Here is a 22,699-nt window from a genome sequence, read left to right on the forward strand (position 1 = left end):
GGCCGGGGGGCGGTTGGGGGGTGGGGACCGGAGACGGGTACGGGTCGGGGGGCTGGGGGTCCGGGCCCGGCGCCGGTCCGGGGGGTACGGGGTGGGGGTACGGCTCGGTCATGATGTCCTCCGGCCAGTCGCTCGACGTCGGCTCTGGACTACTCCCCCGCGTACCCGACAGCCGTCTCCCCACTCACCCGTCCGTAGGACCGCAGAGGCCCAGCTGGGCCTGTGCGGCGCGGACCGCCGCGGCGCCGGCGGTCAGACCCGGGCGGGGGCTGGACAGCACCGGGACCGTGGTCGTCGTCAGATGCTGGGCCGGGGCCATGGAGCCCTGGGCGAGGACGATCGCGTCGGCGTCGGTGACGGCGTCGATCGCGGCCGCCACCAGACGTGCGCAGCCCTCGGTGTCTCCCGCCTCGAAGCAGGTCCAGGCCCCCTCGACGAGACCGGTCCGCACCTCGACGGGGCGGCCGGCGAGACGGGCCTCCTCCTCGATCAGGGACACCGTGGGGCCGAACGTGCTCTCCACCGTGGCGAGAACGACGATCCGAGGGCCGGCGGCCACCGCGGCGGCCGCCATCGGACGGTCGGACCGCAGCACCGGCACACCCGCCCCGGCACCGGCCGCCTCGGCGACACCCCCGATGGTCGAGCAGGTGCACAGGACGGCCCGCGCGCCCTCGGCCACGACCTTGTCCAGCGCGGCCCGCACCTCGTCCGCCACCGCCTCGGGACCCTCGCGGCGGGCCCGGGCCAGCAGCTCCTCGTCGACGAAGTGCCGCAGTTCCAGGCCCTGGTGGTCCTCGTCGCGCAGGGTGTCGAAGACCGGGACGTGCAGGGGCGAAGTGTGCAGGAGGGCGAGCATACGGGCGGGGGCCTTTCTGTGAAGGCGTGGAAGGGTGGAATGGAAGACGCGAAGGGCTGCGTGGTCTCAGAACCGGCCCGGGTGCGCCACCAGCCACTCCTTCGCCGCCCGCAGCAGTTCCGGGTCGGCTGCCGGGGCCTCGTCGGGGTGGCGCTCGGCCCACTTGGTGACATACGGGCACAGCGGGGCGACGACGACGCCCTCGCGCTCGGCGATGGCGTACAGCTCGCGCGCCAGTGAGCCCGCAATGCCCTTCCCCTCGTGGGCCGGTTCCACGATCGTGTGGACGGGGATCAGGGCGCGCTCGGGGGATTCGAGGACGAAGTACTCGATGTGGCCGACGACTTCGCCGTCCGCACCGTCGCCGATGGCCTCCAGGCGGCCCGCCGCCCGGTCGTCGCGGATCTCGATCTCGCTCATGGGCACGCTCCTGGTCCGACAGTCGGGGAGAACAGGGAGAACGGGGAGGACGGTGATCAGGCCGGTACGGCCTGCGGGCTGCGCTCCTGGTCCGAGCCCGGCACCGGCTCCGACGGGTCGGCGCCAAGGGCCACGATGCGGTTGTCGCGATCCACGTGCACGACCCGGGGTTCGAGTGCCCGGGCCTCGGCGTCGGTCACCTGAGCGTAGCTGATGATGATCACCAGGTCGCCGGGGTGGACGAGATGGGCGGCGGCCCCGTTGATCCCGATCACACCCGACCCGCGCTCGCCCTCGATGACGTACGTCTCCAGGCGGGCGCCGTTGGTGATGTCGACGATGTGCACCAGCTCGCCGGGCAACAGGTCGGCGGCGTCGAGGAGATCGGCGTCGATGGTCACCGATCCCACGTAGTGCAGGTCGGCCTGGGTGACGGTGGCACGGTGGATCTTGGACTTGAACATGGTGCGCAGCATGGAGGAACTCCCGGATCTCGGCTCCCTGCCTGCTTTATGCAGGTCAAGGGCTGTTCTTTCAGCCTACAGCGGCTCGTTTCGGGCTGGCACGACCGTCTGAACCACGGCTGAAAAGCGGGATCAGCTTAGGAACCGGCACCGGCGACTCGCACCGAGATCTCAGTCACATCACGTTCGAGCAGGAGCGGGCCGCTACTGCCGCTCGGGACGCAAGGTGCTGTCCGGATGCAGGGTGCCGTCGTCGTCGAGGTCGTCCAGCACGGCGGGCAGGCCCTTGGTGAGCATCCTGGTGCGGACGATGCCGAGGATTTTGGCCATGAAGAATCCTCCGGTGCCGGTGAAGCCGGTGTGGTGGTAGGTGAAACGGGTCCCGCCGCCGTGCGGTGCGAGTCGGTAGGCGACCTCCGTCACCTCGCCGCCGCCCTCGTCCTGCCAGGAGTAGCGCAGCAGCGAGGGCTCGCGTGCCTCCAGCACCTCGCACAGCACGACGCCGCTCCACCCCGGCTTCGGCTTCGCGATGAACTTGAACGTGGTGCCGGCCGTGGCCGTGAAGCCCTCCGGGCGTGCGCCGGCGCCGGTGGCCGTCCACAGCGGGATCAGCTCCGGATCGGTCACCGCGCGCCAGACCTTCTGCGGCGGGTGAGGGTAGTCGCGGACGATGTGGATGGTGCTCATGGCGGGCTCCTCGGGCTTCGACGCCGTGCGTGTCTCCGAGATCGCCGAAGCCTGCGGGGTGTCGGAGAAGACCGTGTTCAACTACTTCCCCACCAAGGAGTCCCTCGTCCTGGACCTGGGCGAGGCCACGTTGGGCTCCCTGCGCACCACGCTGGCCGATCCGGATCTGTCGCCGGTCGAGGCCGCGCTGAAGATCCTGTCCGGCGAGCTGGCAGCCATCACATCCTGGCTGACCGAACAGGACGACCCGGCCCAGGCAAAGGACATGCTTCTGCGCTTCGGCATGCTGATCAGATCCACCCCGTCCCTGCGGGCCCATCAGCGCGACATGACTGATCAGCAGGTCGCCGTGGCCGCCGAAGTCCTGGCCCGGCGCAGTGGGATGAGCCCGGACGACCCCGAACCGCAGATCGCCGCAACCGCCCTGCTCGCCCTGTGGCCCATCCAGTTCCAGGCGCTGCGCAGACACCTGAACCGCGTCCAGACCGAGCGGCTGCACGACGTGGTCAGCTCCGACGTCCGCCGCGCAGCCCGACTCATCGACACGGGACTGGGCTCGCTCGCCCCCGCCCGGCACGGCAAGTGAGACGGCCGTACCGGTCGTGGTCTGTCACCAACAACTGTGGTCGGAACAACTAGTGCCGGGTTCCTCTATCGCTGGGTAACCCCAGACAGCTACCTAGTCGGCCTGCGCCTGCGCGCCTCGATGATCTGGATCAAAGACCTCACCCGGACCGCCGGCTTTCTCGGGGCGTGAAGGGGCCCGCCGGCAGGCCGAGCTGGCGCATGACGTCGGCCAGGTTGTAGAAGTCCTCGACCGCGTGAATACGGCCCTCGCGTACCGTGAAGCACGAGGCTGCGGGGACGGAAAAGGTGCTGCCAGCAACCTCTTGCCCCGCATCGAAGGGATGGTCCGGGCCGAACGTGCCGGAGAGCGTGTAGCGGGCCATGGCCTGCCGCTCATTACCGAAGGCGGCGTGCAACTCGATGTGCAGGTCCGGGATGTGGCTCTGGGTGATCCGCATCCACTCCGCGACGCCCTCAAGGCCCGTGAAGTGCGTCTGGAACGCCCGGTCTCGATACGAACAGTCCACTGTGAACAATTCCGTCATACCGGCGGCGTCGCCGGCGTTCCACCGCTGCGCCCATGAACGGACGATGTCCTCGGTATTCATGCGGCGATCCTCGCACCAGACGGCCGGATCAATTAACATCCAGACACCGTGAAAGTTTCGCGATCGTCCGGCACCGCCGATCCGCTTGCCGACCTGGTGCGCCTCCTGCGCCTGCGGCCCTCGACGTTCAAACGGCTGTCGAGCGGCACACGCTGGACAGCGACGCACCCGGAGGGCGGCGCACTCGACATCGCCGCAGTCCAGCGCGGACGGTGGCGCGTGGCGGACGAGTCCGGGACCATCGCGCTCGACGCCGGCGACGTCGTCGTACTCACCGGCGCCACCGAATTCCGCCTGATCAGCGAGGCGGACGAGGCCACGATTCTGATCGGGCACTACGAGCTCGCCACGACCAACTCCGAACTGCTGAAGGCACTCCTGCCTCCGACATGCCATGTCCGGGCCGGGGATCGCCAGGCGCCCGCCGTCAACCACCTCGTCGACCTGCTGGTCCGAGAGGTCATCGACCGTCACCCCGGCGCCGAGCTGATGATCGAGCGGCTCGCCGAACTCGTCCTCGTCGAAGTCCTGCGCGGCATCGCCGACACGTCCGACAGCAGGACACCGGCCCTGCTGCACGGACTGGCGGACCCCGTCGTCGCGGCGGCCCTGCGCGCCGTGCACCAGGACGTCGCACGGCCGTGGACCGTGGCGGAACTGGCCCGCACCACCGCCGTCTCCCGATCGGTGTTCGCCGAACGGTTCACCGCCGTCACCGGTCTGGCGCCGATGGCGTATCTCCTCCGCTGGCGGATGGCGCTGGCCAAGGACGCGATCGCACACGGCGACCAGTCGCACACCCAGATCGCCTACGCGGTGGGCTATTCCTCGATCAGCTCGTTCAGCACGGCCTTCAAGCGCCACGTAGGACAGTCACCCGCCCAGTTCGCGCGGACGCTCACCGACCGGTGAGCGCGATCCGCCCGGGTCGAGGGCGAGCCGGATCGTATGGCCGGCCCTGCTGTAGCGCCTGATCAACCCGTTGATCACGACTCGATACGTGCCCTAGCCGTGCCGCTCGCACACGAAAGTGTGGCTGCCCGGCCCGAGGTCCGACACGGTGACCGCCCCGTCGGTGACCTGCACGCCACGCGCCGTCGCCCGACGCCCGTCCCACAACGTCTGCCGACCGGCGCGCACGCTCTGCTGGTTCGCCTCACCGGGGAAGGAAACCGATCCCCGAGTGTGTTCCGGTACCTGAACGGCGAGGCGGAAGGCGTGGTCGGCGTTCTCCCACTCGACGTGCAACGGGCCGCGCGGCGTGGGCAGTTGCCCCATCGCCCAGTCGACGTCGCCAGGCTGGGGACGTATCTCCCAGGTGGCGTAGCCGGGCGACGTCGGGCGGGCTCCCAGCAGGTGGTGGGTCAGCGCCGGCAGGACGCCCGTGGACCAGCCGTGGGCCATGCTCGTGTAGGCCCCCTCGTACAGGGAGCCGTCGGGGCCGATGCCTTCCCAGTGCGTGATGCCGGGGTCGTGTTTGTCCATCCATCCGTAGGTGCGCCGGATCTGGTCGAGCGCGGATCCGGCCCGGTCCGCCATGAAGCGGGCCTCGATCTCGGGGTAGGAGGTGAAGGCATAGACCCGCTGGGAGGCCTGCTCGAAGAGGGTGTCGTTGTCCATGAAGGCGTTGCCGTACGGCCGCCGCGTCGTGGCGTCGAGGTGGGCCAGCGCCGATGCGGCGCGGTCCCCGTCGGCTATGCCGGTGACGACGGCCAGCGCGTTGCCGTCCTGCGCATGGCGCACCGGGCCGGTCGTGGAGTCCAGGTAGGCTCCCGCCGCCTTGTCCCAGAGCAGCGCGTTGACGGCCTGTGAGACCTTGTCCGCTCTGGCGTTCCAGCGCTCGGCGTCGCCGCCGCGGCCGAGCAGGCGGGCCAGCCGGGCCCCGGCCCGCAGTGCCTGCACGTAGAGGGCGTTGTAGTAGGTGACCTGGCCCGTGCGGCCCAGAAACGCGTAGTCGCCGTATCCGCCCGTGCCGCCCAGGCCCTTGCTCAGCAGGCCCGCGTCGTCCGTGACGCCGGGGTACCAACTGTCCAGGACCTTGATGAGGTTGGAGTGGTGCTGGGCGGCGTAGGCGCTGTCCCCGGTGTAGAGGACGTAGTCCCAGCTGCAGGTGACCCAGTACAGCGGATAGTCGAAGAGGGGCAGGGTGTAGTCCGAGATGGAGGCGGGCGGGATCCAGCCGTCGGCGCGCTGGTGCGCGGCGAGGTCGGCCAGCACGTTGCGGACCGCCTCGGCGGTGTCGTCGTGCGTCAGGTACAGGGTGCGGGCGGAGACCGCGAGGTCGCCGACGTAGGGGTCGCGGTCGCGCTTGGCTCCGTCGTGCAGGACCAGCTTGCCCTCCAGGGTGGCGCTCCAGGCGCCGCGCGGATCGACGTCGTCCTGGCGGAAGGTGTCCGTGACCAGTTCATTGGTGTACGACGCCCCGTACCAGTAGCGGTTCAACTCCTCGTCGGAGCACAGGAACCAGCCGCGGTAGGTGCTCGGTGTGCCCAGGTAGGCGCTGAACTGCAGGGACACCGAGTCGATTTCGGCCTCTCCCCACGGCTGCGCCGCGGGAGCGTCCGAGGGGAGGGCGTCGAGGGCGATCCTGAGATAGCGGAAGCCGTGCAGACCGTCCGCGAAGACCTTGTCGCCTGCCTGGAAGCCCTTGCGGTCCGTCCAGTCGGCGCCGCTTGCCGGCACGGCGAACTGGTCCGTGCCCTGTCCGGCGCCGCCCGCCTGGTCGGAGCGGGTGAAGTCCGAGCGGTCCGTGAGGAACTGCCGGGTCTCGGAGAACGCCACCCGCACGCCCGGGGAGTTGTCGGAGGCCGAGGTGAACCGGATCCGCGGGTATCCGACGACGACCTTGCCGAAGTCCACGGTGACGCTCGGCACGGCGATCGGGTCGACGGGCGCGGGCCAGACCTCGTTGATACGGGTGAAGGCACCGCGCGGTGTGTCCTGCACGCTCGTCACCGTGATGCGCACGCGGTCGGTCGTGACCGGCTCGGCGAAGGGGACGGCCCGCTGGATGACATCGTTGTCCACGACCGTGGCGGCGGTCTGCCATACACCGTCGCGCCGCACCTCGACGGTGAACGCGGTCGGTACGCCGTCGCTGTTGGAGACGACCGTGATGCCCGGAAGCTGCGTCGGCTGCGGCAGGGCGATGGTGAGGGTGTCGGGGAACTCGCCCGGCGTGTCGTCGTTCCAGAACGTGTCCGGATCGCCGTCGATGGCGTTGGCGGCGTCGTAGGTGCGCGGACGCCCGTCGTTGCCGTTGTTGCCGGCGTGGGACGAGGAGGCCTCGGCCGTGGTGCCCTCGGGCCAGCGGGGTGCCGCCGCGGGGCGGGGACGCCGCAGGATCGTTGCGGCCCCGCCGGGTGCGAGCAGCGCCTCGGCGTTCGCGACATCGCCGCTGGTCGCGACGATCCGCACGGGCGGGACGTTGCGCGAGGACGGCGCCTGGACATAGCGGTGCCAGCGGTCGGCGCGACGGGCAGGGGCGCCGGCGGCAGGAGCGGCCGGCTCCTCGGCGGGGAGCGCCGCCGCCGCGGGGAGTCCGGTGGAGGCGAGGGCCGCCGTCAGCCCGACCGTGCCGGCCCTGGCCATCATGGTGCGTCTGGAGATGTCCTTCTCCGATGTGCCGATCGACGTCACTGCGCCTCCCTGAACAGACGGGATTGAATCGTTTCATACGATGGTGGTGACGTGACGGTATCCCGAACACCGGGCGCACGTACAGAGATTGGACAGGAGTCGGGCCGGCCCCGCGCGGACGGTCGGGGTGTCAACTTCTCGGTCGGTCAAGGCACTTCCGGTCCACCGAACGGTCCGGTCGCGCCGTTGTTCGGTCGTCACGGGTCAGTCCCAGAAAGTTCCTCCTGACGAGACGGCGGCGTGCATACGGTCCGGACACCGAGGCGGGTCGCCAGCACCGGCCCGCGCAGTCAACGGCACACAAAGGGAGGCGCTGTGGCGAGTGTGGAAGTGTCACTGAAGGAGATGATGGCCGGGGTCGAGGGGGCCCTGGGAGCTGCCGTCGTCGACTACACCAGCGGAATGGCGCTGGGCACGCTCGGCGGGAGCAAGGACCTGGACCTGACCGTCGCCGCGGCGGGCAACACGGATGTCATCCGCGCCAAGGTCCGCACCATGGAGCAGTTGGGTCTCAAAGGTCGCATCGAGGACATCCTGATCACGCTGGACCGCCAGTACCACGTGATCCGCCCGATAAGCGGTCGTTCGGGCAACGGGCTGTTCCTCTACCTCGTCCTCGACAAGGCCCGGTCGAACCTGGCGATGGCCCGCCACCAACTCAAGCGTGTGGAGGAGGCGATCGAGATCTAGCCCGCCCGAGGACGCCTGCGGCCATGCCTGCCCATCATGTGAAGACTTCTTCAAGTCACCACATCAGCATGGTTCCAATGTGCGTTCCTGCCGGGTCCGAGGCGTGAAGGATCGGGCATCCGAAGGCGGTCTGTGGTGCGGCGGTGTCCTTGGACGCCGCCGCCTCGCGGCGGCCGCAATCCCACCCATCCGACCAGGAGCGAGCATCCATGCAGGCCCCCCTTTACCAGGTCAAGGCGGAGTTCTTCCGCATGCTCGGCCACCCCGTACGCATCAGGGTGCTGGAACTCCTCCAGCACGGGCCGGTGTCCGTTCGGGATCTGCTGGCCGACATCGAGATCGAGCCGTCCAGCCTGTCGCAACAGCTGGCCGTCCTGCGGCGCTCCGGCATCGTCGTGTCCATGCGGGAGGGCTCCACCGTGCGCTACGCGCTCGCCGGGGGAGACGTCGCCGAGCTTCTGCGTGCCGCCCGGCGGATCCTCACCGAGCTCCTCACCGGCCAGAACCAGCTCCTCACCGAACTCCAGCAGGCCGACGCCCCGGCCACCCTGCGCACCACCCGATGACTCGGAATGGCATGCATACGGGTCTTCACTCCGCGTCGGCCACGACAGATCCGACCCGTTCCGCCAGGCTCGGATCCCGGCGGACCAGCAGCGTCGCGTAGCCGACGGAGAAGAGGAGCGCGGCGAGTGCCGCGACGGGGAACCAGTTGTACGGCGCGGGCTGGCCGGGCTTGGCCAGGTAGTAGAGCGGAACCAGGATGGCCAGGGCACCGAGGGCGGGCAGCACCAGGTGGCGGACCGTGCGGAACTCCTGGGGACGGTAGCGGCGGTAGTACAGGGGCAGGGCGATGTTGGACGCGAGGTAGACCAGCAGGATCAGGATGGATCCCAGGCTGGAGGACTCGGTGAAGAAGACGACGGGGTTCATCGGGCCGCCGTCGGAGCCGAGCAGATGGCCCAGGCCCCAGCCGCCGATGATCAGCAGGGAGATGGCGGCGAAGGTGACGATCGCGTTGTTCGGCGTACGGCGCGTGGGGTGGACGTAGCCGAAGAAGGACGGCAGCAGTCCCTCGCGTCCGGCGTTGAAGACCAGGCGGGCCTGGGAGTTGATGCCGGCGATCAGCACGCCGAGGGTGGAGGTCAGGCCGCCGATGTAGGCGAGGAACGCCAGCGCCCCGAGGGTGTCGTGGGCAACGTCGATGAAGGGGATGCGGGAGTCGCCGAGCGCGGCCACGTCGTAGTCGAAGCCGGTGACCGTGGCGTAGGAGAAGAGGATGTAGCTCACCGTCATGATCGCGATGGAGGAGAGGACGGCACGGCCGACGTTGCGCCGGGGGTTCTCCGTCTCCTCGGCGAGGGCCGCGGAGTTCTCCCAGCCGATGAAGAGGTAGACCGCGAGCGGGAAGCCCGCCGCCAGGCCCCTCAGGCCGTGGTGGATGTGGTCGGGCAGGAACGGGGCGGCGGAGAGGTTGCCGCGGTGTTCTACGAGGGCCGCGACCGAGACCACGACGAGCACCAGCATCTCGACGCCGAAGAAGTAGCCGGCCCACTTGGTGGAGACCACCACTCCGCGCAGCATCAGGACCACCGACAGGCACGTCAGCAGCAGCGTCCAGATGATCCACGGCAGGTCGACGCCGGTGTAGTGGTGCAGGGTGATCTGCACGAAGCCGCCGGAGATGGCGATGACGGAGGCCATCGCGATGATGTAGCCGAGCCCGGCCAGCAGGGCGGTGGTCACCGCGCTGACCGGCCCGAACGTCTTGCCGACGAAGGTGATGAAGCTGCCCGCCGACGGGTGTGCCCGGGAGAACTGGGCGAGCGTGTTGCCCAGCAGCGCCACCGCGATGCCCGCCGCGAGGATCGTCAGGGGGGACGCGACGCCCGCCGTGGTGGACAGGAAGGCGAAGCCGAAGAAGAAGCTCATGGCCGGGCCGACATTGGCCATGGTGGCGGCGGCGATGTCCGCCATGCCGAGCACGCCGCCGCGCAGCCGCTGGGGCGTGTCGCCGACGGCGCCCGACGTCGGCGGCGGCCCGACGGCTTGGGGGTCAGGCATGACGGCAGCTCCTTCTGCTCCGGGGCGGTGCAAGCAATGCGCAGCGGATGTCAGCTCGGGTGGGTGTGGTGGTGTGCCTTGACCGCCTGTACGGCCGGGTCCAGCGCGCCGCGGCCGAGTTCGGCGAGCAGATCGGCGTGGCAGCGGTTCCGCGCCCGTACCACCTCGGGAGCCGGGGCGGGCAGGACCAGGCACAGCCGGCCGAGGAGGTCGGCGGTGAGTTCCCGGATGCCCGGGCCACCGAGCGCCTGAGCGAGGTCGAGGTGGAAGCGGGTCTCCAGCATGAGCAGTTGTGCCGGGTCGTCGGCCTGGTCCATCTCGTCGACCAGGGCCTGGAGTGCGTCGAGCCGCTCGGCCGCAACCTCGCCCGCGCCGTGGGCCACGAGACCGCACTCCAGAAGCAGGTGGAAGGCGTCCAGCGAGGCCGCCTCGTCGGCGTCGTGCAGCAGTGGGACGACCGTGTCCCAGCCCTGTGCGACGAAGGTTCCGCCGGCCCGGCCGCGTCGGCGGTCGAGCAGGCCGTCCTGGCACATGCCCTCCAGCGCCCGGCGCACGGTGATCTCGCCGATGCCCAGCTCCTCGGCCAGGACGCCGGCGTCCGGCAACCGGTCCCCCGGCGCCACGGACGTCAGGCGCACCTGCAGGGCTATGCGTGAGCGGACGAGCTCCGAGCCGGTCTGGCCCCGGCCGGGCAGCACACGGGCGTCGTGCACACCGGCCTCCGGCGCCGGACCCGGCTGGCTGTAGGGCCCGAACTTGCCCGCTGCGTTCACCACGACGTCACCCTAACGGTCGGCCGAGCGGGGCTAGGGCGGGCGATGACGCGGCGTCCTGTGCATGCACGGAAAATAGAGCATGGTGAACAGTTAAACAAGACTGTTCTTTTAGATCGTACTGAACTAATTTCCGGGTCACCGTCCCCTCTCCCCTCATGGATGTCGCGATGACCTCAACGCTCACCAAGAGTCCGCCCGCCGAGCCCGGTCTGAAGGCCGGGCTCAAGAACCGCCATCTGTCGATGATCGCGATCGGCGGTGTCATCGGCGCCGGTCTGTTCGTCGGCTCCGGCTCCGGCATCGCCGCCGCCGGCCCCGGCATCCTCGTCTCGTACGCCCTCGTCGGCGTCCTGGTCGTCCTCGTGATGCGGATGCTGGGCGAGATGGCCGCGGCGAACCCGACCTCCGGCTCGTTCTCGGCGTACGCGGACCGCGCGCTGGGGCGCTGGGCCGGGTTCACCATCGGCTGGCTGTACTGGTTCTTCTGGGTCGTGGTGCTCGCGGTCGAGGCGACCGCCGGGGCCAAGATCCTGGCCGGGTGGATACCGGCGGTCCCGCAGTGGGGCTGGGCCCTGATCGTGATGCTCGTCCTGACCGCCTCCAACCTGGCCTCGGTCGCCTCCTACGGCGAGTTCGAGTTCTGGTTCGCCGGCATCAAGGTCGTCGCCATCGCCGCGTTCATCGTGGTCGGCGGGCTCGCGATCTTCGGTCTGCTCCCCGGCTCGGACCACCCGGCGTCCGGGTTCTCCAACCTCACAGCACACGGCGGATTCCTGCCGCACGGGCCGGGGGCGATCCTCACCGGCGTCCTGATGGTGGTCTTCTCCTTCATGGGCAGCGAGATCGTGACGCTCGCGGCCGGCGAGTCCGCGGACCCGCAGGGTGCGGTCACCAAGGCCACCAACAGCGTGATCTGGCGGATCGCGGTGTTCTACCTGGGCTCGATCCTGATCGTGGTCTCGCTGCTGCGCTGGGACGACCCGGCGATCCTCAAGGACGGCTCGTACGTCGCCGCCCTGAGCTCCATCGGCATCCCGCACGCCGCCCAGATCATGAACGCGATCGTGCTGACCTCGGTGCTGTCCTGTCTCAACTCCGGCCTGTACACCGCCTCGCGCATGGCGTTCTCGCTCGGCGGGCGCAGTGACGCCCCGGCCTCCTTCGGACGCACCACGGGACGCGGCGTGCCGCGTACGGCCATCCTGGCCTCGGTGGTCTTCGGCTTCGTCGCGGTCGCCTTCAACTACCTGTGGCCGGACACCGTCTTCCAGTTCCTGCTCAACGCCTCCGGTGCGATCGCCCTGTTCGTCTGGCTGGTGATCTGCTTCTCGCAGCTGCGGATGCGCAAGATCATCCAGCGGGAGTCGCCGGAGAAGCTCGTCGTGAAGATGTGGCTCTACCCGTATCTGACCTGGGCCACGATCGCCCTGATCACCTTCGTGCTGGGCTACATGCTGACCGACACCGCCGACGGCGGCGGGCGCGACCAGGTGGTCCTGTCGACACTGGTGGCGCTGGCCGTGGTGGTCTTCGCGCTGGTCCGCGAGCGGGTGGGCCGGAAGAAGAACGCCCTCGTCTCGCCGTAGGACCGAACTCCGGAGGGTGATGCCGGGCCCGCCTCAGGGCCCGGTGTCACCCTCTGCCAGTTCCTTGATCGCCTGCAGGCGGTGCTCCCAGCGGACGGCAAGGGCGTCCATCCACCGCGTGGCCTGCTTGAGCGGTTCCAGGTGGGCCTCGTAGCGGACCTCGCGCCCGGCCCGGTGCGCGCGGACCAGTCCCGCACGGTCCAGGACGGACAGATGCTTGGCCACGGCCTGCCGGGTGACGGGCAGTCCCGCCGCCAGGGACGTCGGAGTCGCGCCGCCGTCGCGGGCGAGGGCGGCGAGGATCTCCCGGCGGATCGGGTCGGCCACGGCCACCAGGACGTCGTCCGGGGCCGGAAGGCTGTCGGCGGTACGGGTCATCCCTCGGACCGCTCGCATTCCGCGCGCAACTGGTCCAGCTTGCCGGGCCAGTTGCCGCTGTTGGCCCGATGGCGTGCGGCCGCCTCGTCGCCGGGAAGGCCCAGTCGCGCGAAGCCGCTCTCGACCATGGTCAGCCGGGTGCTCGCCGAGGACTCGTCCTCGGTCAGGGTGAACTCGACCCGAGTGGCATTGGTGTCGTCCGGCTCTTCGCCCGCGGCTCCCTGGGACCACCGCCAGGAGAGGATGCGGGGCGGCTCGACCGTCTCGATGCGGGCCGGGATGACTCCATGCACCCCGTGGTCGAGGACGAGCAGGCCGCCCGGGCGGAGGTCGACCTTAACCGGCTCACCGTTGCCGAACCAGCGGCCGAGGAAGGCGGGTTCGGTGAGCACGGTCCAGACCCTCTCCCGGGATGCGTTGATCACGATGGAACGCTCGATTGCGTCGGGGATCACGGCGGCCTCGTCTCCTTCGGATGATCCGGATCATCCGGATCGGACGGCCCGGATGCGCAACCCAACGGTTGCACATCACCCTCGCGATGTGCAACCAATCGGTTGCGCATCGGCCCTACGCCACCGCCTCGACCGCCGCCGCACCCCCCTCACCGTCCCGCTCCTCGCCGCCACGCTCCTCGAACTGTGTCCGATACAGCTCCGCATACCTCCCGCCGACCAGCAGCAGTTCCTCGTGCGTCCCCCGTTCCACGATCAGTCCGCCCTCGATCACCAGGATCTGATCGGCGGCCCGGACGGTCGACAGCCGGTGTGCGATCACCACTGCCGTCCTGCCCTCCAGGGCCTCGGCCAGCGCCTCCTGGACGGCCGCCTCGGAGGTGTTGTCGAGGTGGGCGGTGGCCTCGTCGAGGATGACCACGCGCTGGCGGGCCAGCAGGAGCCGGGCGATGGTCATGCGCTGGCGTTCGCCGCCGGAGAGACGGTAGCCGCGCTCGCCGACCACCGTGTCGAGACCGTCGGGCAGGGACCGTACGAGATCGTCGAGGCGGGAGCGGCGCAGGGCGTCCCACAGTTCGGCCTCGGTGGCCGTGGGCGCGGCCAGCAGGAGGTTGGCGCGGACCGAGTCGTGGAAGAGGTGGCCGTCCTGGGTGACCATGCCGAGGGTGGCGCGCAGGGACTGTGCGGTCAGGTCGCGGACGTCGGTGCCGCCGACGCGGACGGCGCCCCCGTCGACGTCGTACAGGCGCGGAAGCAGTCCGGCGATCGTCGACTTGCCGGCGCCGGAGGAGCCGACGAGTGCGACGGTCTGGCCCGGTTCAGCGCGGAAGGAGATGCCGTGCAGGACCTCGGCGCCGCCCCGGGTGTCCAGGGTCGCCACCTCCTCCAGCGAGGCCAGCGAGACCTTGTCGGCGGAGGGGTAGCCGAAGCGGACGTCGTCGAACTCGACGGCGACCGGGCCGTCGGGCAGGGCGCGCGCGTCCGGTTTCTCCTCGATCAGGGGCTTGAGGTCGAGCACCTCGAAGACGCGCTCGAAGCTGACGAGGGCGCTCATCACCTCGACGCGCGCTCCGGCGAGCGAGGTGAGCGGCGCGTACATGCGGGTCAGCAGCAGTGCCAGCGACACGACCGCGCCCGGCTCCAGGCTGCCGCGCAGCGCGAACCAGCCGCCGAGGCCGTAGACCAGGGCGAGGGCCAGGGAGGAGACCAGGGTCAGGGCGGTGATGAACACCGACTGGGCCGTGGCGGTGCGCACGCCGATCTCAGCGACCCGGCGGGCGCGGGCCGCGAACTCCTCGGACTCCTCCTCCGGGCGCCCGAAGAGCTTGACCAGGGTGGCGCCGGGCGCGGAGAACCGCTCGGTCATGCGGGTGCCCATCGCCGCGTTGAGCGCCGCCGCCTCCCGCTGCATACGGGCCATCCGGCTGCCCATGCGCCGGGCGGGCAGGACGAACACCGGGAGCAGCACCAACGCGAGCAGGGTGATCTGCCAGGAGAGCGTCAGCATGACGGCGAGGGTGAGCACGAGGGTGACCAGGTTGCTGACCACTCCGGACAGAGTGTTGCTGAACGCACGCTGCGCGCCGATGACGTCGTTGTTGAGACGGGAGACCAGTGCTCCCGTACGTGTGCGTGTGAAGAACGCGACCGGCATCCGCTGCACATGATCGAACACAGCCGTGCGCAGATCGAGGATGAGTCCCTCCCCGAGCGTCGCCGAAAGCCTCCTGCCGAGGATGCCGAGGGCCGCCTCCGCGACCGCGATGAGCGCGATGAGCAGGGCAAGTCGTACGACCGTGCCCTCGTCGCGGCCCGACACGATCGCGTTCACGACACGCCCGGCCAGAACGGGGGTCGCGACGGCGAGCAGCGCGGTCACCACCCCCAGCACCACGAACTGCGCCATGCGGGCGCGGTGCGGGCGGGCGAAGGCGGCGATACGACGCAGCGTGGCGCGGGCAAAGGGCCGGCGCTCCTGCTCGGCGTTCATGACACTGTGCAACTGCATCCAGGCTGTGGTCTCCATGCTCATGAGAGAGACCGTAAGACCTCAAGCAACATTGAGGTCAATGTTTTCCTGACGTCCCCCGCGAAGGACCCGATGACCGTACGCAAGCCGCTGTCCCCGCTTCAGCCCCTGTCCCCACTTCCGCAACCCGCCGTTGGCACGGGCTGGAAACCCTCTGCTGATGTGACTGCGGTACACCTTCCCCAAGGGCCACTCCCCCCAGGACGATTCCCCCGACGCGTCCCGGCCCGCGTGCTCCGGCAGATCCTGTGCCTGCTGCCGCTCCTGCTCGTGTCCGTCGTGGCCGTGCAGCACCGGTCCGTGCTCGCCGAGGGCTTTGGTCATCTGCGGGCCGCCGAGTGGCCCTGGCTGCTGGCGGCGGCCGGCGCCACCTGTCTGACCTGGGTGGCTGCCGCCTTCACCCGGCAGGGTGCGGTCGTCGACCGGCTGCCCAAGAGGCGGCTGCTCGCCACGCAGTTCGCGGCGGGCTCGGCCAACCACCTGCTGCCGACGGGCCTCGGTGCGAGCGCCGTCAACCTGCGGTTCATGACCGTGTGCGGGATTCCGCTGGCCCGTTCCTCGGCCGCGCTCGCGCTGTATCTGCTGGCGGAGACGGTCGCCCGGCTGAGCCTGCTGGCCGGGCTGCTGCTGGCCTTCCCGGGCGCGCTGCAGTTCGGCACGCTGCTGCCCGATGGCGCGGTGGGTCCGCTGCTGCTCGCGGTCGCCGGAGTCCTGGTGGTGGCGGTGGGCGTCCTCGTACTTGTACGACGGCTGCGTACGGCCGCCGTGTCGTTCCTGCGCACGGCACTGGGCGAGCTGCGCTCGGTGCACACCCGTCCGTCCCGCGCGCTCGCCCTGTGGGGCGGCTCGCTCGCCTTTCCCGCGCTGCAGGCGGCCGGACTGGTCCTGGTCGGGCTGTCGCTGGGGCTGCCGATTCCGCCCGTGCACATTGCCGTCGCGTATCTGGCGGCGACGGTGGCGGTCGCGCTGGTGCCGACGCCGGGCGGACTCGGCTCGGTGGAGGCGGCACTGGTCGTGGCGCTGGTGGCGGCGGGCGGCCCGGTGGCCGTGGCGACGGCGGTGGTGCTCGCCTACCGGATCATCACGGTGTGGCTGCCGCTGCTGCCGGGCGCATTGACGCTGGGCGCGCTGGTACGGCTGAAGGTGATCTGAGCCGCGCCGCCGATGTCACCAAGGCACCGGCTTGCCGTCCCGGAAGAAGCCCCCGGTCGGCCCGGTGTCGGGCAGCGTGGCCGCCCAGACGATCCCGGCGGCGCCTTCCGCGACGGGGCGTCCGCCACCGCCGCCCATGTCGGTGGCGACCCAGCCGGGGCAGATCGCGTTGACGAGGATGCGGTGCCGGCGCAGCTCACCGGCCAGCAGGCAGGTGAGGGCGTTGAGCGCGGCCTTGGAGACGCTGTAGGCGGGGGTGCCGCCGCTCATCGACTGGAGCGAGCCGCCCTCGCTGCTCACCATGACCACCCGCGGGTGCGGGCTGCGCCGCAGCAGCGGCAGCAGCGCCTGGGTGACCCGCCAGGCGCCGAACAGATTGGTGTCCAGGGCCCGTTGGACCTCGCCGAGGTCGGCCGACCGAGCCTGCGCCCAGGTGTCGTAAAGGATGGCCGCGTTGTTGACGACCACGTCCACGCGCCCCAGATTCCGGGTGACCCAGTCGGCCATCGCAGCCACACTCGCCTCATCGGCGACATCGAGCTGCACGGCGCTCACCCGCTCCCCGCCCGGGTCGATACGCGCGGCGGCGGCGCGCCCCTTGGCGAGGTCGCGGGAGCCGAGCACCACGCGGTGGCCGCGGCCGGCGAGCTGCCGTACCACCTCGTACCCGATGCCGCGATTGGCACCGGTCACAACGGCGACCGGCGGCGCGCCCGCATGTTCAGCTGCCATCAGGAACACTCCCTCTGTACGGTGTCTCAGCGTCGCACAGCCGTTCCACGATCGCCCCGCCGGTCGCCGCCCGCACCGGCACTGTCGGAGAAGGGGGCTGCACATGCCGGTCCATATCGAGCGCCAGGGTCACGTCACCACCGTCGTCCTCTCCCGCCCCGAGGTCCGCAACGCGGTGGACGGCCCGACGGCCGCCGAACTCGTCGCCGCCTTCCGGGAGTTCGAGGCGGACGAAGAGGCGCGGGTGGCGGTGCTGTGGGGCGAGGGCGGCACGTTCTGCGCGGGCGCCGACCTCAAGGCACTCGGCTCCGACCGCGGCAACCGGGTCGCGGAGGACGGCGACGGCCCGATGGGGCCGACGCGGCTTCGGCTGTCCAAGCCGGTGATCGCCGCGGTCGCCGGGCATGCCGTGGCCGGCGGCCTCGAACTGGCGCTCTGGTGCGATCTGCGGGTTGCCGAGGAGGACGCCGTCTTCGGCGTGTTCTGCCGCCGCTGGGGCGTCCCGCTGATCGACGGCGGCACGGTACGGCTGCCCCGGCTGATCGGACAGAGCCGCGCACTGGACATGATCCTCACGGGGCGGGCGGTGCAGGCGCGGGAGGCGTACGACATCGGGCTCGTCAACCGGCTCGTCCCCACCGGCACGGCACGCACCGAGGCGGAAACGCTGGCCGCCGAGATCGCCCGCTTCCCGCAGGCGTGTCTGCGGGGCGACCGGGCGTCGGTGCTGGAGCAGCACGGGCTGGACGAGGAGGAGGCCATGCGCGGCGAACTCCGGCACGGGGTGGGCGTGTTGGCGGAGGGAATGGAGGGGGCGGCGCGGTTCGCGGCCGGGGCCGGGCGGGGCGGGTCGTTCACGGACCTATGACCTGCACAGGGCGCGCGACGCCCAAGCGGGTCCGGCGAAGTCCGCTCCGGTACGGCAGCAACCCTGAAGGGGCGCGGGACTGTGTTGAATCTGCGGCTACCGCCGCGTGAGCGCGACCAGCCACGACGGCGCTGCAGACGACCGATGGCACATCGGCGGCACAGCCGGCGGAGCGCTTGGCTCAGCGGACCCGCACCGTCACCGGCCCGCCCTCCGGATCGACCCGGCCGTTCCAGTGGGCCGTCAGCCTGATGGGGCGGTTCGGGACGGTCGTGCGGAGGCGTTGGCGGTGCAGTACGCGGCCGTTCTGGGTGATGTGGAGGACCGGGCGTGTCAGCAGGGTCGTCGTGCGCAGGACGTACGGGTGGCGGTCGGCGGGGGTGATGCGGTTCGGGGCGATCCAGTGCAGGGGCGGGTCCACGGTCAGGGGGATGCCAGCCGGCCACTCGGCGCCCGCGAGCCATTCCCGGACGGCCCCGGCCATCTGCGCGCCCTCGCCCGCCGCCGTCGCCGCGCTCTCCACGGCGTGCAGCAGACTGCCGGCGGCGAACACGCCCGGCCGTGAGGTGCGCAGGGTGCCGTCGGTCGCAGGGCCGCGGCTGCCGGCATCCAGCGTCAGTTCGCCGCGCCGGGCGAGTTCGTGGTCCGGCACGAAGTCGCCGGTGAAGACGACCGTGTCGCACGGCAGCGTGATCGTTCGGCCGCCGCGGTGCCGTATGCGGACGCCCGACAGCCGTCCGTGGCCCAGGAGTTCGGTGATCGTGGCGTCGGTGAGGAGGGGGATGCGGCGGCGGAGGCGGGCGTGCTGCGCGCGGGGCGGGGTCGTCTGGGGGTACGGCAGCTCCGTGATCATGGCGACCACGTCGGCTCCGGCTGCCCGCACGGTGTCGGCGGCCGCGTATGAGACGTCCTCCGCGCCGACGATCACTGCCCGGCTGCCGATCCGCTGTCCGTAGAGGTGTACGGCCTGCTGGAGTTCGCCCGTGGTGTAGATGCCGACGGGGCGGGTGCCGGGCACCAGGCGTGCGGTGCGGGGGCGTTCGCGGGCTCCGGTGGCCAGCACGATCGCGCGGGCGGTGATGGTCTCCGGGCCCTGCGGGCCGACGGTGGTCAGCGCGAGCGGGCCCGCCCAGTCGAGGGCGGTGACCCCGGTGCGGACGACCGCTCCGGTGCGTACGGCCGCGTCGGCGAGCAGACGGGCGTACGCGGGACCGGTCAGCGGGTGCAGCCAGGTGCCGAAGCCGCCGTGCGCGCAGTGCCGTGGGACTCCCCCGGGCTGCTGTTCCCGGTCCAGCACCTCGATGCTGCCTGCTCCGGCGGCGGCCAGGCGTGCGGCGGCCGCGAGACCGGCGGGGCCGGCGCCCACGACCAGGACGTCGACGTTTCTCACGCCCGGGCCCCCTCGAACAGTGCGCGTACCGCCGCCCCGCAGTAGAAGCCCTGGCAGCGGCCCGCCCGCGCCCGGGTGCGGCGGCGCAGTCCGTCCAGGGTGCGCGGCGGGATGGTACTCGTCAGGGCGTCGCGGATCTCGCCGCGGGAGACACGCTCGCAGTGGCAGACGAGGGTGCCGTACTCCGGGTCGGCGGCGATGAGTTCGGCTTGCTGGTGGGGTCGGGGGAAGGCCTCGCCGAGATTGGGCATGCGGACCGGTGCCAGGTCGCGGGCCGGGCCCAACTCCAGTCCGTTGTCGGCAAGTAGTCCGGTCACGTGGGCCGCGATGGCGAGGGAGGCGGTCAGTCCGGTGGAGCGGATGCCGCCGACGGTGACGTACGACTGGTCGGGGTGGGCCGTGATGCGGTAGTCGTCGTGTTCCGTGGCGGCGCGCAGGCCCGCGTAGACGGCGGTGATCTCCTCCTCGACCAGTTCGGGGAGGATCCGGCGGCCCTTTTCGCGCAGGAGCGCCAGGGCGTCGGCCGTCGAGCCGGTGGCCCGCTTGTCGTGCAGGTCCTCGGCGGTGGGGCCGAGCAGGACGTTGCCGTAGACGGTGGGGGCGACCAGGACGCCCTTGCCCAGTGCGGTGGGTACGGGCAGCAGGATGTGCCGGACCAGGGCGCGGGCGAACTTGTCGTAGACGATCAGCTGGCCGCGGCGCGGGGTGACGGTGAAGTCGTCGTGACCGAGCTGCCGGTCGAGGGTGTCGGCGTGGAGGCCGGCGGCGTTGACGAGGTGGCGGGCCCGGAGGGTGCCTCGGGGTGTGCGGAGCTGATGGACACCTTCTGCGTAACTCGCCCGCTGGACCGGTGAGTTGAGGTGGAGATCGACTCCATGGCGGACTGCCTGGGTGGCGTACGCCAGCGTGGTCGTCCAGGGGCAGATGATGCTCTCGCCGGGCACGTGCAGCGCGCCGAGGGCACCGGGGCCCAAGTGCGGTTCGCGGGCACGGAGTTCGGGCGGGCCGATCAGACGCGCTTCGTGGAAGTCATTGCGCTTGGCCTTTTCCGCCAGACCCGGCAGTGCGGCGAGTTGTTCCTCGTCCCAGGCCACGAGCAGCGCTCCCACCGGCTCGACCGGAATGCCCGACTCGACCGCGTACGCGGCGAGTCGGCGGGCGCCCTCCCGGACGAGCCGGGCTTCGAGAGAACCGGGGATCGCGTCGAACCCGGTGTGCAGGATGGCGGTGTTGGCCTTCGAGGTCCCCTGGCCGACGTCGTCCTGGGCCTCGACCAGGGCAATGCGGAGCCGTGGGTGGTGGGCGAGCGCGCGGGCAATCGCGCTGCCGACGACACCGGCACCGACGATCGCCACGTCGTATGGGGTCTGCGGGAGGAGACCGGTCGTGGTGACCGTCATGCGGGTCCTGCCTTCTTGGCCACGGGCCGGTCGAACAAGGCGGTGCCGGCCTGCAGAACGCCTTGGCCGACATCGTCCAGGGCTCCCAAGAGCACGCCACGCAAGCCCAAGTGGTGGCCAGGCCGGAAGGCAGTCGCCCTGCCGACGACTCCCGCACCGACGATCGCCACGTCATACGCCGTCCGCGGCAGCAGCCCGCTCACGGTGACCGTCACGCCGGGCCTGCCTTCCTGGCCACGGGCCGGTCGAGCAGCGCGGTGACTTCGGAGCGGAAGGCGGCGAGGCGTTCGGCGGCCTCATCCGCGGTGATGCGCGGTTCGTGGACGGCCGCCGGTTTCCAGTCCGGCAGTGCGTCGGAGACCGCAAGGCCCGGCTGTGCGCCAAGGCGGGCCAGGGTGGCGGCGCCGAGTGCGGTGGCGTCCGGGAGGGCGGACACCTCGACGGGGCGTTGCAGCAGGTCCGCCTGGGTCTGCATGAGCAGGGTCGAGCGGGTCAGGCCGCCGTCGACGCGGAGGGCGGACAACGGCGCTCCCAGGTCGGCGGCTGCGGCGTCGGCGAGTTCGACGATCTGGGCCGCGATGCCCTCGCACAGGGCCCGCACCAGGTGCCCGGCGCCGGTGTCGAGCCCGAGGCCGGTGAGCGAGCCGCGCAGGTCGCCGCGCCACCAGGGGGCGGCGAGCCCGGCGAGCGCCGGTACGAAGGTGACGCCGCCGCTGTCCGGTACGGCGGTGCCGACGGTGTCCAGGTCGGCGGCGCCCTTGATGACGCCCAGGTCGGTGAGCCAGCGGACGGCGGAGGCGGCCGTGTAGACCTGGCCGTCGAGGCAGTAGCTGGTGCGTCCGGCAAGGCGCCAGGCCACGCAGCTGACCAGGCCCGAGGTGCCGCGCCGCGGCGTGTCGCCCGTATGGGCGAGGAGGAACGCGCCTGTGCCGTAGGTGCACTTGGCGGCGCCGGGTGCGGTGATGCGCTGGGCGAGCAGGGCGGCCTGCTGGTCGACGGCAAGTCCGGTGAGCGGGACGGCCGGGCCGAACTCCCTTGTCGTACCGACCGGTTGGGCGTTGTCGACCACCTCGGGGAGCCGCTCGTCGGACAGGCCGTAGAGGTCGAGTGCGCGTGGTGACCATTCCGCGCGGTCCAGGTCGAGGAGTTGGGTACGGCCGGCGGTCGCGGCGTCGGTGACGTAGGCCCCGGTGAGGCGGTGGACGAGCCAGGCGTCGCTGGTGGTGACGACGCCCTCGCGGGTGAGGTGCCGTCGTATCCAGGCCATCTTGGGCGCGGCGAAGTACGGGTCGAGGGGCAGGCCGGTCAGTTCGCGCAACTCGTCGGTATGCGGGGTGAGTTCGGTGCAGACGGTCTCGGCTCGGCGGTCCTGCCAGACCAGGGCGTCGGTCAGCGGGCGGCCGGTGGCCGGATCCCAGGCGAGGACGGTCTCGCCCTGGTTGGCGAGGCCCAGTGCGACGACGGGTTCACGCGCCTCGGCGAGGGCCCGGCGGCCCGCGTCGAGCACCGAGCGGTACAGCTCCTCCGGGTCGACCTCCACCAGTCCGCCGGGCAGATGGCGCGGGTGCACCTCGGCGAACCCGGTGCCGATGACGCCGCGTTCGGGGCAGACGACCAGCGCCTTGGTGCCGGAGGTGCCCTGGTCGACGGCGAGCACCGGACCTGTCATCGCACCTCTCCCCCTCGAAGCCCCCGGCGATCACTGCGCGCCAGCCTGCCGCCGGGCCGCGCACCGCGTCAACCACCCCCCGACCGCCCACCGCTCCACCGGAGTTCGAAAGGATGTGCAAACCGGTGGAGAGGCGGAACGTCCGCCTCTACCGTGACCGCCGAACCGACGCGCACCCCACAACTGCCGCCCACAGTAGGGCCGTTGTTGCTCCACCTTGCCGCCGTCCTCCCCGCTCCATTACGAGTAGTGTTGACCCCAATCAC

The 22,699-nt window shown here is 71.1% G+C and carries 23 protein-coding genes; 7 read left to right on the forward strand and 16 right to left on the reverse strand.

The annotated features are described in order from the left end of the window. Window positions 1–184: 184 nt before the first annotated feature. The 4 genes from P2Q00_RS29085 to P2Q00_RS29100 form a co-directional block, all read right to left on the reverse strand. The gene (locus P2Q00_RS29085; RefSeq protein ID WP_275776034.1) at window positions 185–859 is read right to left on the reverse strand and encodes an aspartate/glutamate racemase family protein; all 675 of its coding nucleotides are present in this window, start codon (window positions 857–859) and stop codon (window positions 185–187) included. Between the two features lie 66 nt (window positions 860–925). Then, complete coding sequence (locus P2Q00_RS29090) at window positions 926–1,279, reverse strand: GNAT family N-acetyltransferase (RefSeq protein ID WP_275776035.1); 354 nt, start codon at window positions 1,277–1,279, stop codon at window positions 926–928. A gap of 56 nt (window positions 1,280–1,335) precedes the next feature. Continuing rightward, complete coding sequence (gene panD, locus P2Q00_RS29095) at window positions 1,336–1,755, reverse strand: aspartate 1-decarboxylase (protein WP_115910693.1); 420 nt, start codon at window positions 1,753–1,755, stop codon at window positions 1,336–1,338. Between the two features lie 192 nt (window positions 1,756–1,947). Further along, window positions 1,948–2,430, reverse strand: a complete 483-nt coding sequence (locus P2Q00_RS29100) for an SRPBCC family protein (RefSeq protein WP_275776038.1) — start codon at window positions 2,428–2,430, stop codon at window positions 1,948–1,950. On the opposite strand from P2Q00_RS29100, the gene P2Q00_RS29105 reads away from it, so the two are divergent. Further along, on the forward strand, window positions 2,429–3,016 hold the full coding sequence (locus tag P2Q00_RS29105) for a TetR family transcriptional regulator (protein WP_275776040.1): 588 nt from the start codon (window positions 2,429–2,431) through the stop codon (window positions 3,014–3,016). The genes P2Q00_RS29100 and P2Q00_RS29105 overlap by 2 nt on opposite strands. Window positions 3,017–3,155: 139 nt before the next feature. Here the strand turns inward: P2Q00_RS29105 and P2Q00_RS29110 are convergent, their stop codons facing one another. After that, window positions 3,156–3,644: a nuclear transport factor 2 family protein gene (locus tag P2Q00_RS29110; RefSeq protein WP_275776042.1), complete on the reverse strand. Its 489-nt coding sequence runs from the start codon at window positions 3,642–3,644 to the stop codon at window positions 3,156–3,158. 9 nt (window positions 3,645–3,653) lie between these two features. Here P2Q00_RS29110 and P2Q00_RS29115 point away from each other — a divergent pair, with 9 nt between their 5' ends. Then, window positions 3,654–4,517 (forward strand): AraC family transcriptional regulator, encoded by an 864-nt coding sequence (locus tag P2Q00_RS29115; protein WP_275776044.1) that lies wholly within the window; start codon window positions 3,654–3,656, stop codon window positions 4,515–4,517. Window positions 4,518–4,610: 93 nt separating this feature from the next. Here P2Q00_RS29115 and P2Q00_RS29120 read toward each other — a convergent pair whose 3' ends face one another. Then, window positions 4,611–7,244 (reverse strand): alpha-L-rhamnosidase-related protein, encoded by a 2,634-nt coding sequence (locus P2Q00_RS29120; RefSeq protein ID WP_275776046.1) that lies wholly within the window; start codon window positions 7,242–7,244, stop codon window positions 4,611–4,613. A 315-nt stretch (window positions 7,245–7,559) separates the two neighbouring features. On the opposite strand from P2Q00_RS29120, the gene P2Q00_RS29125 reads away from it, so the two are divergent. Then, complete coding sequence (locus P2Q00_RS29125) at window positions 7,560–7,934, forward strand: roadblock/LC7 domain-containing protein (protein ID WP_275776047.1); 375 nt, start codon at window positions 7,560–7,562, stop codon at window positions 7,932–7,934. A gap of 209 nt (window positions 7,935–8,143) precedes the next feature. Next, window positions 8,144–8,500, forward strand: coding sequence for an ArsR/SmtB family transcription factor (locus P2Q00_RS29130; RefSeq protein WP_275776048.1), 357 nt, complete (start codon window positions 8,144–8,146; stop codon window positions 8,498–8,500). A 25-nt stretch (window positions 8,501–8,525) separates the two neighbouring features. On the opposite strand, the gene P2Q00_RS29135 is transcribed toward P2Q00_RS29130, so the two are convergent. Continuing rightward, on the reverse strand, window positions 8,526–9,998 hold the full coding sequence (locus P2Q00_RS29135) for an APC family permease (protein WP_275776049.1): 1,473 nt from the start codon (window positions 9,996–9,998) through the stop codon (window positions 8,526–8,528). A 50-nt stretch (window positions 9,999–10,048) separates the two neighbouring features. Next, window positions 10,049–10,774: a FadR/GntR family transcriptional regulator gene (locus tag P2Q00_RS29140; protein ID WP_275776050.1), complete on the reverse strand. Its 726-nt coding sequence runs from the start codon at window positions 10,772–10,774 to the stop codon at window positions 10,049–10,051. 167 nt (window positions 10,775–10,941) lie between these two features. Here P2Q00_RS29140 and P2Q00_RS29145 point away from each other — a divergent pair, with 167 nt between their 5' ends. Then, complete coding sequence (locus tag P2Q00_RS29145; protein ID WP_275776052.1) at window positions 10,942–12,360, forward strand: amino acid permease; 1,419 nt, start codon at window positions 10,942–10,944, stop codon at window positions 12,358–12,360. Between the two features lie 33 nt (window positions 12,361–12,393). Here P2Q00_RS29145 and P2Q00_RS29150 read toward each other — a convergent pair whose 3' ends face one another. The 3 genes from P2Q00_RS29150 to P2Q00_RS29160 form a co-directional block, all read right to left on the reverse strand. Then, entirely contained in the window at window positions 12,394–12,738 is a 345-nt protein-coding gene (locus tag P2Q00_RS29150; protein WP_275776053.1) for an ArsR/SmtB family transcription factor, read from the reverse strand. Further along, the gene (locus P2Q00_RS29155; RefSeq protein ID WP_275776054.1) at window positions 12,735–13,193 is read right to left on the reverse strand and encodes an SRPBCC domain-containing protein; all 459 of its coding nucleotides are present in this window, start codon (window positions 13,191–13,193) and stop codon (window positions 12,735–12,737) included. The genes P2Q00_RS29150 and P2Q00_RS29155 overlap by 4 nt, the downstream gene beginning before the upstream one ends. 115 nt (window positions 13,194–13,308) lie before the next feature. Further along, window positions 13,309–15,219 (reverse strand): ABC transporter ATP-binding protein, encoded by a 1,911-nt coding sequence (locus tag P2Q00_RS29160; RefSeq protein ID WP_275776480.1) that lies wholly within the window; start codon window positions 15,217–15,219, stop codon window positions 13,309–13,311. A gap of 165 nt (window positions 15,220–15,384) precedes the next feature. Here P2Q00_RS29160 and P2Q00_RS29165 point away from each other — a divergent pair, with 165 nt between their 5' ends. After that, entirely contained in the window at window positions 15,385–16,374 is a 990-nt protein-coding gene (locus tag P2Q00_RS29165) for a lysylphosphatidylglycerol synthase transmembrane domain-containing protein (RefSeq protein WP_275776055.1), read from the forward strand. Window positions 16,375–16,389: 15 nt separating this feature from the next. On the opposite strand, the gene P2Q00_RS29170 is transcribed toward P2Q00_RS29165, so the two are convergent. After that, entirely contained in the window at window positions 16,390–17,106 is a 717-nt protein-coding gene (locus P2Q00_RS29170) for an SDR family oxidoreductase (RefSeq protein WP_275776056.1), read from the reverse strand. Between the two features lie 103 nt (window positions 17,107–17,209). Between P2Q00_RS29170 and P2Q00_RS29175 the strand changes: the two genes are divergently transcribed. After that, window positions 17,210–17,974 (forward strand): crotonase/enoyl-CoA hydratase family protein, encoded by a 765-nt coding sequence (locus P2Q00_RS29175; RefSeq protein WP_275776057.1) that lies wholly within the window; start codon window positions 17,210–17,212, stop codon window positions 17,972–17,974. 181 nt (window positions 17,975–18,155) lie between these two features. Here the strand turns inward: P2Q00_RS29175 and P2Q00_RS29180 are convergent, their stop codons facing one another. Genes P2Q00_RS29180 through P2Q00_RS29195 form a run of 4 tightly spaced genes read right to left on the reverse strand, consistent with a single transcriptional unit; the run spans window position 18,156 to window position 22,433 of the window. Continuing rightward, entirely contained in the window at window positions 18,156–19,364 is a 1,209-nt protein-coding gene (locus P2Q00_RS29180; RefSeq protein ID WP_275776059.1) for an NAD(P)/FAD-dependent oxidoreductase, read from the reverse strand. Then, window positions 19,361–20,764 carry an FAD-dependent oxidoreductase gene (locus tag P2Q00_RS29185; protein ID WP_275776061.1) on the reverse strand — a complete coding sequence of 468 codons (1,404 nt, stop codon included), beginning with the start codon at window positions 20,762–20,764 and terminating at the stop codon, window positions 19,361–19,363. Before P2Q00_RS29185 ends, P2Q00_RS29180 begins: the two co-directional genes overlap by 4 nt. Then, window positions 20,761–20,979 carry a hypothetical protein gene (locus P2Q00_RS29190; RefSeq protein WP_275776062.1) on the reverse strand — a complete coding sequence of 73 codons (219 nt, stop codon included), beginning with the start codon at window positions 20,977–20,979 and terminating at the stop codon, window positions 20,761–20,763. Before P2Q00_RS29190 ends, P2Q00_RS29185 begins: the two co-directional genes overlap by 4 nt. Next, window positions 20,976–22,433, reverse strand: coding sequence for an FGGY family carbohydrate kinase (locus P2Q00_RS29195; protein ID WP_275776064.1), 1,458 nt, complete (start codon window positions 22,431–22,433; stop codon window positions 20,976–20,978). Before P2Q00_RS29195 ends, P2Q00_RS29190 begins: the two co-directional genes overlap by 4 nt. Window positions 22,434–22,699 lie beyond the last annotated feature (266 nt).

Source organism: Streptomyces coacervatus, from assembly GCF_029223485.1.
GTDB classification, from domain to species: Bacteria; Actinomycetota; Actinomycetes; order Streptomycetales; family Streptomycetaceae; genus Streptomyces; species Streptomyces coacervatus.